The following is an 8759-nucleotide window of genomic DNA, read 5'->3' as shown; positions in this document are numbered from 1 at the left end:
GGTCGCGTCGCCCGCCGTGCGGGCCCGCCTCGCCGGGCGCGCCGGGGCCGGCGGGAGCTGGCCCTTCAGCGGGCCCCACTCGTTCGGGTCCGGGACGCCCGGCGGGAGCATCGTGCGGCGCTTCGGGCCGCCGTGGTCCGACTCGCCCGGTTCCTTCGCGCCCGGCCAGGCCTTCGCGACGCGGGCGGCCAGGACGAAGTCCTTGCGGAGGGGATGGCCCTCGAAGTTCTCGGGGAGGAGGAGGGGGACCAGATGCGGGTGGTCCTCGAAGACGACGCCGAACATCTCGTGCGTCTCGCGTTCGTGCCAGGCGGCCCCCGCGTACACACCGGTCGCCGTCGGCAGGGCCGGGGCCTCGTGCGGCACCGTCGTACGGACGAGCAGGCGGCGGACCCCGGAGCCGGGCAGCGCCGCCACGTGCGCGCACACCCGGAAGCCGGTGCCCGGTTCGTCCACCGCGCTCAGCCAGTCGAAGTACGTGCAGCCCAGGGCGTCGCGGGCCGTTTCGAGGGCGGCGATCCACGCGGTGGGCGGGACGTCCACGGTCAGCAGGTCGTACGCCTGTTCCGCCCTCGCGTCCTCGCCGAAGACCTCGGTCACCGCGTCCGGGAGGCGGTCGAAGAGGGTCACTTGCCGTCCCCCTTCACCAGGCCGCTGCGCAGCGCGTCCGTCGACGGGCGGCCGCCCGCGGCCTCCGCGTACCGCTCCCCCAGCGACTCGCGCGCGATCTTCTCCTGGAGCTTCAGGATGCCCTGGAGCAGCGCCTCGGGCCGGGGCGGGCAGCCGGGGACGTAGACGTCGACGGGGATGATCTGGTCGACGCCCTTGGTCACGGAGTACGAGTCCCAGTAGGGGCCGCCGCAGTTGGAGCAGGCGCCGAAGGAGATGACGTACTTGGGCTCGGGCATCTGCTCGTACAGGCGCTTGACCGCCGGGGCCATCTTGTCCGTCACCGTGCCGGAGACGATCATGAGGTCGGCCTGGCGCGGGCCCGGCGCGAAGGGGATCACGCCGAGCCGGATGAAGTCGTGGCGCGCCATGGAGGCGGCGATGAATTCGATGGCGCAGCAGGCGAGTCCGAAGTTGAAGACCCAGAGGCTGTAGCGGCGGCCCCAGTTGAGGACCACCTTCATCGGTTCCGGTGCGAGCCGGGACAGGACGCCCAGGCGCTTCGGTTCCGGGAGGAACGTGGGTACGGCGGCGGGTTCGTCCCCCGCCCCGGCCGACGACGGGCTCGTCACGTCCATTCGAGGACGCCCTTCTTCCATGCGTAGAGCAGTCCCACGGCCAGGAAACCGAGGAAGATGAACATTTCCACCAGCGTGGTCGCGCCGTAGCCCGGCGCCGCGAAGACCGTCGCCCAGGGGAAGAGGAAGATCGAGTCGACGGCGAAGATCACGTACAGGAAGGCGTACACGTAGTAGCGGACCTGGGTGTGCGCCCAGCCCTCCCCCACCGGGTCCACACCGCACTCGTACGTGAGCAGCTTCTCCGGCGTCGGGACCACCGGCCTCAGCAGCCGGCCCGCGCCGAACGCGACGGCGACGAACAGGACGCCGACCACGGCGAGCAGTCCGACCACCGAGTACGCGTGGAAGTAGTCCGACGACGCGAGCACCGTCCGCGCCGGTGTCGATGCCGCACCGGGAAGACCCGTCACGTCCGCCCCTCGCTCCCTAGCCCCGTCCCACGATCCGTACGCACGGGAGTCTAGGCCCTGTAAAGGACGGGTAAGCAGTTGCGTCGGGCAACGGACGGGGAACGGGAGAGGCACGGGGGAGACGGGTGGGGCGTACGGGTGGGGATATCCCTACTTCACCTCACCCACGAACCCCATGGCATCCGCCTCGCGCGCCCGGCAGGCTGGGCGTATGACCATGAGCCCCCAGGTGCCCGCCCACGACGGGCCGCCTCCCGTCCGCTTCGCCTTCGGCCGGTGGACGTGGAAGGAGGTCGCGCACCTCCTCGCCAACCTGCCGATGGCGATCGTCGGATTCGTTTACACGGTGGTGATGATCGCGATCGGCGTGGGCCTCGCGGTCACCGTCATCGGTCTGCCGCTGCTGGCCGCCGGGCTCCAGGGTTCCCGGCTGATCGGACGCGCCGAGCGGGCCCGGGCCCGGAAGCTCCTGGGAGTCCGGGTCGAGGAGCCGAGCCCGCCGGCCCGGGGCCGCGAGGACGACGGGTTCTTCGCGTGGCTGTGGACCGGTCTGCGCGACCCGGTCGCCTGGCGGACGGCGCTGTACTCGTTCATCCGGCTCCCGTGGGGCATCCTCACCTTCGTCGTGATGCTCGTCTGCCTCGTCGTGTGGCCGGCGCTCCCCTTCGCGGCGCGGCTGATGGGCAACGCGGACCGGGCCATGGTGCGCGGGCTGCTCTCCCCCTCCGACGACCTGGAGCGCCGCATCGCGGAGCTGGAGTCGGACCGGGGCGTGGTGGTCGACACGGCCGCCGCGGACCTGCGCCGCATCGAGCGCGACCTGCACGACGGGGCGCAGGCCCGCCTGGTCGCCCTCGCCATGGGCCTCGGCCTCGCCAAGGAGAAGCTGACGGACGACCCGGAGGCCGCCGCCCGCATGGTCGACGAGGCGCACGGCGAAGTGAAGGTCGCCCTCCAGGAACTCCGCGACCTCGCCCGGGGCATCCACCCCGCCGTCCTCACCGACCGCGGCCTGGACGCCGCCCTCTCCGCGATCGCCTCCCGCTGCACCGTGCCCGTCACGGTACGGGTGGAGCTTCCGGGGCGCCCGGCGCAGGCCATCGAGGGCATCGCGTACTTCACCGTCTCGGAACTCCTCCAGAACGTCAGCAAGCACAGCGGGGCCCGGTCCGCGTCCGTCGACGTGTGGCGCTCCGGCGACCGGCTGCTCATCCAGGTCGGCGACGACGGGCGGGGCGGGGCCTCCATGGACGGCGGCACGGGCATGGCGGGGCTGGCCGAGCGGCTGGACGCCGTGGACGGGGTCTTCGTGCTCGAATCGCCCGCCGGCGGCCCGACGACCGTCACGGCGGAGCTGCCGTGGCGCGACCGGGGAGCCGAGAAGAGCGCGGCGGGGACGCGCGGCGTGTAACGGGCGTCACGGGGGTGGGGAAAACCCCCGGTCCGAGACGGGAACCGTCCTCATGGTGCGGAGGCGCCCGGACCCGCAGTCTTGAAGTACAGCAGGCACGCACATCCACGCACACAGATCCACGCACGCAAGCACCTTCACGGACGCGGAAGAAACGGACGGAATCCCATGGCCACGGCATACGGACCGGACACACGGACCCCTCAGCGGTCAGGAAGCGGCCTCGGGAACCGGCCCACGCGGCGGCACGTCCTGCCGGCCGCGCTGCGGGCGCCCCTGGAGGGCAGGACCTGGCGCGAGTTCTGGTACCTGATGCTGAGCCTGCCGATCAGCGTGGTCCTCTTCTCCTTCTCGATCACCATGGTCTCGCTGGGCGCGGGCCTGCTCGTCACCTTCCTGGGCATTCCGGTGCTGGCCGCGGGCCTGGTCATGTGCCGGGGCTTCGGGGCGCTGGAGCGGACCCGGGCGCGGGCGCTGCTGCGGCTGGACGTGCCCGACCCGGCACCGGTGCGGGGCCGGAAGGGCGGGCTGATGTCCTGGGTCGGCGCGGTCCTGAAGAGCGGGGTGTCCTGGCGGCACCTGGTGTACTCGCTGCTGCACTTCCCGTGGGCGGTCTTCGCGTTCTGCGTGGCGCTGACGTTCCAGGCGTGGGGCTGGGCGGCGCTCACCTACCCCCTGTGGCACTGGTTCGTGCCCTCGCACACCGGCGTCTCGGGCATCCAGCTGTACGGGGACGCCCAGCACGAGGTCTACCTCGACTCGGGCGTCGACCTCGCGCTGACCGCCGGCCTGGGCCTGGGCGTCGTCCTCGTGACCCCCTGGGTGATCCGGGGCCTGGCGACCGTGGACCGGCTGATGGTGGCGGGGCTGCTGAGCCCGTCCCGGCTGGCGGAGCGCGTCACGGAGCTGGAGTCGGACCGGGGTGTCGTCGTGGACACCGCCGCCGCGGACCTGCGCCGCATCGAGCGCGACCTGCACGACGGCGCGCAGGCCAGGCTCGTCGCCCTCGCCATGGACCTCGGCCTCGCCAAGGAGAAGCTGACGGACGACCCGGAGGCCGCCGCCCGCATGGTCGACGAGGCGCACGGCGAGGTGAAGGTCGCCCTCCAGGAACTCCGCGACCTCGCCCGGGGCATCCACCCCGCCGTCCTCACCGACCGCGGCCTGGACGCCGCCCTCTCCGCGATCGCCTCCCGCTGCACCGTGCCCGTCAGCGTGGAGGTGGACCTGCCGTCCCGGCCCGCGCAGGCCATCGAGGGAATCGCGTACTTCACCGTCTCCGAACTCCTGCAGAACGTCAGCAAGCACGCCGGCGCCACCCGCGCCTCGGTCGACGTGTGGCGCACGGAGGGCCGCCTGCTGCTCCAGGTGACCGACGACGGGCGCGGCGGCGCCGACCCGGCGTCCGGCAGCGGGCTCGCCGGTCTGGCCGAACGGCTGGACGCCGTCGACGGGGTCCTGGTCGTCGACTCGCCGGTGGGCGGCCCGACCAAGGTCACCGCGGAGCTGCCCTGGCGCGGCTGACCGCGGATCCACGGCACGGCGCCTCCGAGGTCAACCCCGCGCACGCTCGCGACGTCACTGCCGTTACTGGGATGCTGTACGGCGTACGGGTCGTGCCAGCGAGTGAGCAGTGGGGGAAACAGCGTCGTGGTGGAGGACAGGGTGCGCGTGGTCATCGCCGAGGATTCGGTACTGCTCCGGGAGGGACTGACCCGGTTGCTGACCGATCTGGGGCATGACGTCGTCGCGGGCGTCGGGGACGCGGAGGCGCTGATCAAGACGATCGGGGACCTCGCCGGCCAGGGCGAGCTGCCGGACGTGGTGGTCGCGGACGTGCGGATGCCTCCGACCCACACCGACGAGGGCGTCCGGGCGGCGGTGCGGCTGCGCCGGGACTACCCGGGGATCGGGGTGCTGGTCCTGTCGCAGTACGTGGAGGAGCAGTACGCCACCGAGCTGCTGGCCGGGTCCAGCCGGGGCGTCGGGTACCTGCTGAAGGACCGGGTCGCCGAGGTCCGGGAGTTCGTGGACGCGGTGGTCCGGGTGGCGCAGGGCGGTACGGCGCTGGACCCGGAGGTGGTGGCGCAGCTGCTGGGCCGCAGCCGGAAGCAGGACGTGCTGGCCGGGCTGACGCCGCGTGAGCGCGAGGTGCTGGGCCTGATGGCGGAGGGGCGTACGAACTCCGCGGTGGCCAAGCAGCTGGTGGTGAGCGACGGGGCGGTCGAGAAGCACGTCAGCAACATCTTCCAGAAGCTGGGCCTGGCTCCGAGCGAGGGCGACCACCGCCGGGTGCTGGCGGTGCTGACGTATCTGAACTCCTGACGCGGCGCGACCGGCCCGGGCGCGGGTCCGGCGGGGAGCCGCGCGACTGGTGGATCATGACCGGGCGGCGCCGGCGGAGGTCTCGGCGTCCAGTACGCCAACGTGCCGAATCACGTCTCATATTGCCGTCCATCATGTGATCTGCCGGAGGTGGGCGACCCTTACGGACGTAGGGTGGGCGGGGGACCTCCGGCGGGCCGGACGGTTCCGAGCCGCCGTGCCGAGGGAGGTCCAGTAAGTGACCAGCCAGGTCAGTAGCCCAGCCGAACAGGCCGACGAGGCCGACGAGGCGCTTGTAGGGGGACAGCGTGCCCCCCAGTCCGCAGCCGCGGAATACGGTGCGAAGGAAGTCCGCCGTCTGGACCGGGTGATCATCCGCTTCGCGGGTGACTCGGGCGACGGCATGCAGCTCACGGGTGACCGGTTCACCTCGGAGACGGCGTCCTTCGGGAACGACCTCTCCACGCTGCCGAACTTCCCCGCCGAGATCCGCGCCCCCGCGGGCACCCTGCCGGGGGTCTCGTCGTTCCAGCTGCACTTCGCAGACCACGACATCCTGACCCCGGGTGACGCGCCGAACGTGCTGGTCGCGATGAACCCGGCGGCGCTGAAGGCGAACATCGCCGACGTGCCGCGCGGGGCCGAAATCATCGTGAACACCGATGAGTTCACGAAGCGGCCGATGGCGAAGGTCGGGTACGACACCAACCCGCTGGAGGACGGCTCGCTGGAGGCGTACAACGTCCATCCGGTGCCGCTGACCACGCTCACGATCGAGGCGCTGAAGGAGTTCGGGCTCTCCCGCAAGGAGGCCGAGCGCTCGAAGAACATGTTCGCGCTCGGGCTGCTGTCCTGGATGTACCACCGCCCCACCGAGGGCACCGAGGCGTTCCTGCGGGCGAAGTTCGCCAAGAAGCCGCAGATCGCCGAGGCGAACGTGGTCGCGTACCGGGCCGGGTGGAACTTCGGCGAGACGACGGAGGACTTCGCCGTCAGCTACGAGGTGGCGCCGGCCTCGCAGGCGTTCCCCACCGGCACGTACCGGAACATCTCGGGGAACCTCGCCCTGGCCTACGGGCTGATCGCCGCGGGCCGCCAGGCCGATCTGCCGGTCTACCTCGGCTCGTACCCGATCACGCCGGCCTCGGACATCCTGCACGAGCTGAGCAAGCACAAGAACTTCGGCGTGCGCACCTTCCAGGCCGAGGACGAGATCGCGGGCATCGGTGCCGCGCTGGGCGCCGCGTTCGGCGGTTCGCTCGCCGTGACGACGACATCCGGGCCCGGTGTGGCGCTGAAGTCGGAGACCATCGGGCTGGCGGTCTCGCTCGAACTGCCGCTGCTCATCGTGGACATCCAGCGCGGCGGCCCGTCGACCGGACTGCCCACGAAGACCGAGCAGGCGGACCTGCTCCAGGCGATGTACGGGCGCAACGGCGAGGCCCCGGTGCCGATCGTGGCCCCGCGCACCCCGGCCGACTGCTTCGACGCGGCGCTGGACGCGGCCCGGATCGCCCTGACCTACCGCACCCCGGTCTTCCTGCTCTCCGACGGCTACCTGGCCAACGGCTCCGAGCCCTGGCGCATCCCGGAGCTCGACCAGCTCCCGGACCTGCGCGTCCAGTTCGCCGGCGGCCCGAACCACGAACTGGCCGACGGCACCGAGGTGTTCTGGCCGTACAAGCGCGACCCGCAGACGCTGGCCCGCCCGTGGGCGGTCCCGGGCACGCCCGGCCTCGAACACCGCATCGGCGGCATCGAGAAGCAGGACGGCACCGGCAACATCTCGTACGACCCCGCCAACCACGACTTCATGGTCCGCACCCGGCAGGCCAAGGTGGACGGCATCGAGGTCCCGGACGTGGAGGTGGACGACCCCGCGGAGGCGCGCACGCTGGTGCTGGGCTGGGGCTCGACGTACGGCCCGATCACGGCCGCCGTGCGCCGGCTGCGCGCCTCGGGGCGCTCCATCGCGCAGGCTCACCTGCGCCACATCAACCCGTTCCCGCGGAATCTGGGCGAGGTCCTGAAGCGTTACGACAAGGTGGTCGTGCCCGAGATGAACCTCGGTCAGCTGGCCACGCTCATCCGCGCCAAGTACCTGGTGGACGCGCACAGTTACAACCAGGTCAACGGCATGCCGTTCAAGGCCGAGCAGCTCGCGGCAGCTCTTGAGGAGGCCATCGATGCCTGAGGTGAACGAACTGCTCCAGCTGGTGCCCAAGGCCGAGGCGAAGCAGTCCATGAAGGACTTCAAGTCGGACCAGGAGGTGCGCTGGTGCCCCGGCTGCGGTGACTACGCGGTCCTCGCCGCCGTGCAGGGCTTCATGCCCGACCTCGGTCTGGCGAAGGAGAACATCGTCTTCATCTCCGGCATCGGCTGCTCCTCGCGCTTCCCGTACTACATGAACACGTACGGGATGCACTCGATCCACGGCCGCGCCCCGTCGATCGCGACCGGCCTGGCCACCTCGCGGCGGGACCTGTCGGTGTGGGTCGTCACCGGTGACGGCGACGCGCTGTCCATCGGCGGCAACCACCTGATCCACGCGCTGCGCCGCAACGTGAACCTCAAGATCCTGCTGTTCAACAACCGGATCTACGGGCTGACCAAGGGGCAGTACTCCCCCACCTCCGAGCTGGGCAAGATCACCAAGTCGACGCCGATGGGCTCGCTGGACGCCCCGTTCAACCCGGTGTCGCTGGCGATCGGCGCGGAGGCGTCGTTCGTGGCCCGGACCGTCGACTCGGACCGCAAGCACCTCACGAGCGTGCTGCGGGCCGCCGCCGACCACCCGGGCACGGCGCTGGTGGAGATCTACCAGAACTGCAACATCTTCAACGACGGCGCGTTCGAGGTCCTGAAGGACAAGGACCAGGCGCAGGAGGCGGTGATCCGGCTGGAGCACGGGCAGCCGATCGTCTTCGGCGCGGAAGGCTCGAAGGGTGTCGTACGGGACCCGCTGACCGGTGACCTCCAGGTCGTCGCCGTCACCGAGGACAACAAGTCGCGGATCCTCGTCCACGACGCACACGCCCCGAGCCCGACGACCGCCTTCGCGCTGTCCCGGCTCGCCGACGCGGACACCCTGCACCACACCCCGATCGGAGTGCTGCGCAGCGTGGAGCGCCCGGTGTACGACACGACGATGGCCGAGCAGCTGGACACGGCCGTGGAGCGGCACGGCAAGGGCGACCTGGCCGCGCTGCTCGCGGGGAACGACAACTGGACGGTGGTCGGCTGACGCCGGTCCCCCGCTCCGCGGAAGCGCGCCGGGCCTGCCCCTCACGGGCGGGCCGGCGCGCTTTCGCGTAGGGCCCCACATGGGCACTTTCTTTTAGTTAGCGCATTCCGTAGGGTGG

General features: G+C 71.4%; 8 protein-coding genes. 5 read left to right on the top strand and 3 right to left on the bottom strand.

What is annotated here, in order from left to right:
• From G3I41_RS36030 to G3I41_RS36020, 3 genes are all read right to left on the bottom strand, one after another.
• The coding region (locus G3I41_RS36030; RefSeq protein WP_164404730.1) for an NADH-quinone oxidoreductase subunit C at positions 1-630 on the bottom strand (630 nt) is incomplete at its 3' end.
• Positions 627-1247: an NADH-quinone oxidoreductase subunit B gene (locus G3I41_RS36025; RefSeq protein WP_164404729.1), complete on the bottom strand. Its 621-nt coding sequence runs from the start codon at positions 1245-1247 to the stop codon at positions 627-629. The genes G3I41_RS36025 and G3I41_RS36030, both read right to left, overlap by 4 nt.
• On the bottom strand, positions 1238-1660 hold the full coding sequence (locus tag G3I41_RS36020; protein WP_343242290.1) for an NADH-quinone oxidoreductase subunit A: 423 nt from the start codon (positions 1658-1660) through the stop codon (positions 1238-1240). The genes G3I41_RS36025 and G3I41_RS36020 overlap by 10 nt, the downstream gene beginning before the upstream one ends.
• Positions 1661-1871: 211 nt before the next feature.
• On the opposite strand from G3I41_RS36020, the gene G3I41_RS36015 reads away from it, so the two are divergent.
• The 5 genes from G3I41_RS36015 to G3I41_RS35995 all read left to right on the top strand — a co-directional run bounded on the left by G3I41_RS36015 (position 1872) and on the right by G3I41_RS35995 (position 8641).
• The gene (locus G3I41_RS36015) at positions 1872-3071 is read left to right on the top strand and encodes a sensor histidine kinase (RefSeq protein WP_203602140.1); all 1200 of its coding nucleotides are present in this window, start codon (positions 1872-1874) and stop codon (positions 3069-3071) included.
• Positions 3072-3239: 168 nt separating this feature from the next.
• Positions 3240-4595 carry a sensor histidine kinase gene (locus tag G3I41_RS36010; protein ID WP_164404728.1) on the top strand — a complete coding sequence of 452 codons (1356 nt, stop codon included), beginning with the start codon at positions 3240-3242 and terminating at the stop codon, positions 4593-4595.
• Between the two features lie 141 nt (positions 4596-4736).
• Positions 4737-5396 (top strand): response regulator transcription factor, encoded by a 660-nt coding sequence (locus tag G3I41_RS36005; protein ID WP_164404735.1) that lies wholly within the window; start codon positions 4737-4739, stop codon positions 5394-5396.
• 238 nt (positions 5397-5634) lie between these two features.
• Positions 5635-7590 carry a 2-oxoacid:acceptor oxidoreductase subunit alpha gene (locus tag G3I41_RS36000; RefSeq protein WP_164404727.1) on the top strand — a complete coding sequence of 652 codons (1956 nt, stop codon included), beginning with the start codon at positions 5635-5637 and terminating at the stop codon, positions 7588-7590.
• Positions 7583-8641 (top strand): 2-oxoacid:ferredoxin oxidoreductase subunit beta, encoded by a 1059-nt coding sequence (locus G3I41_RS35995; RefSeq protein WP_164404726.1) that lies wholly within the window; start codon positions 7583-7585, stop codon positions 8639-8641. The genes G3I41_RS36000 and G3I41_RS35995 overlap by 8 nt, the downstream gene beginning before the upstream one ends.
• Positions 8642-8759: the final 118 nt, after the last annotated feature.

It is taken from the genome of Streptomyces sp. SID9727 (genome assembly GCF_010550605.1).
GTDB lineage: Bacteria > Actinomycetota > Actinomycetes > Streptomycetales > Streptomycetaceae > Streptomyces.
The sequence above is the reverse complement of the archived record's forward strand: the minus strand, read 5'-3'. Positions and strand labels throughout refer to the sequence as shown.

What these genes read in the sequence shown, in the direction of transcription:
- G3I41_RS36025 (WP_164404729.1), bottom strand. Translation starts at nt 1,247, where the DNA reads ATGGACGTGACGAGCCCGTCGTCGGCCGGGGCGGGGGACGAACCCGCC.
- G3I41_RS36015 (WP_203602140.1), top strand. Translation starts at nt 1,872, where the DNA reads ATGACCATGAGCCCCCAGGTGCCCGCCCACGACGGGCCGCCTCCCGTC.
- G3I41_RS36010 (WP_164404728.1), top strand. Translation starts at nt 3,240, where the DNA reads ATGGCCACGGCATACGGACCGGACACACGGACCCCTCAGCGGTCAGGA.
- G3I41_RS35995 (WP_164404726.1), top strand. Translation starts at nt 7,583, where the DNA reads ATGCCTGAGGTGAACGAACTGCTCCAGCTGGTGCCCAAGGCCGAGGCG.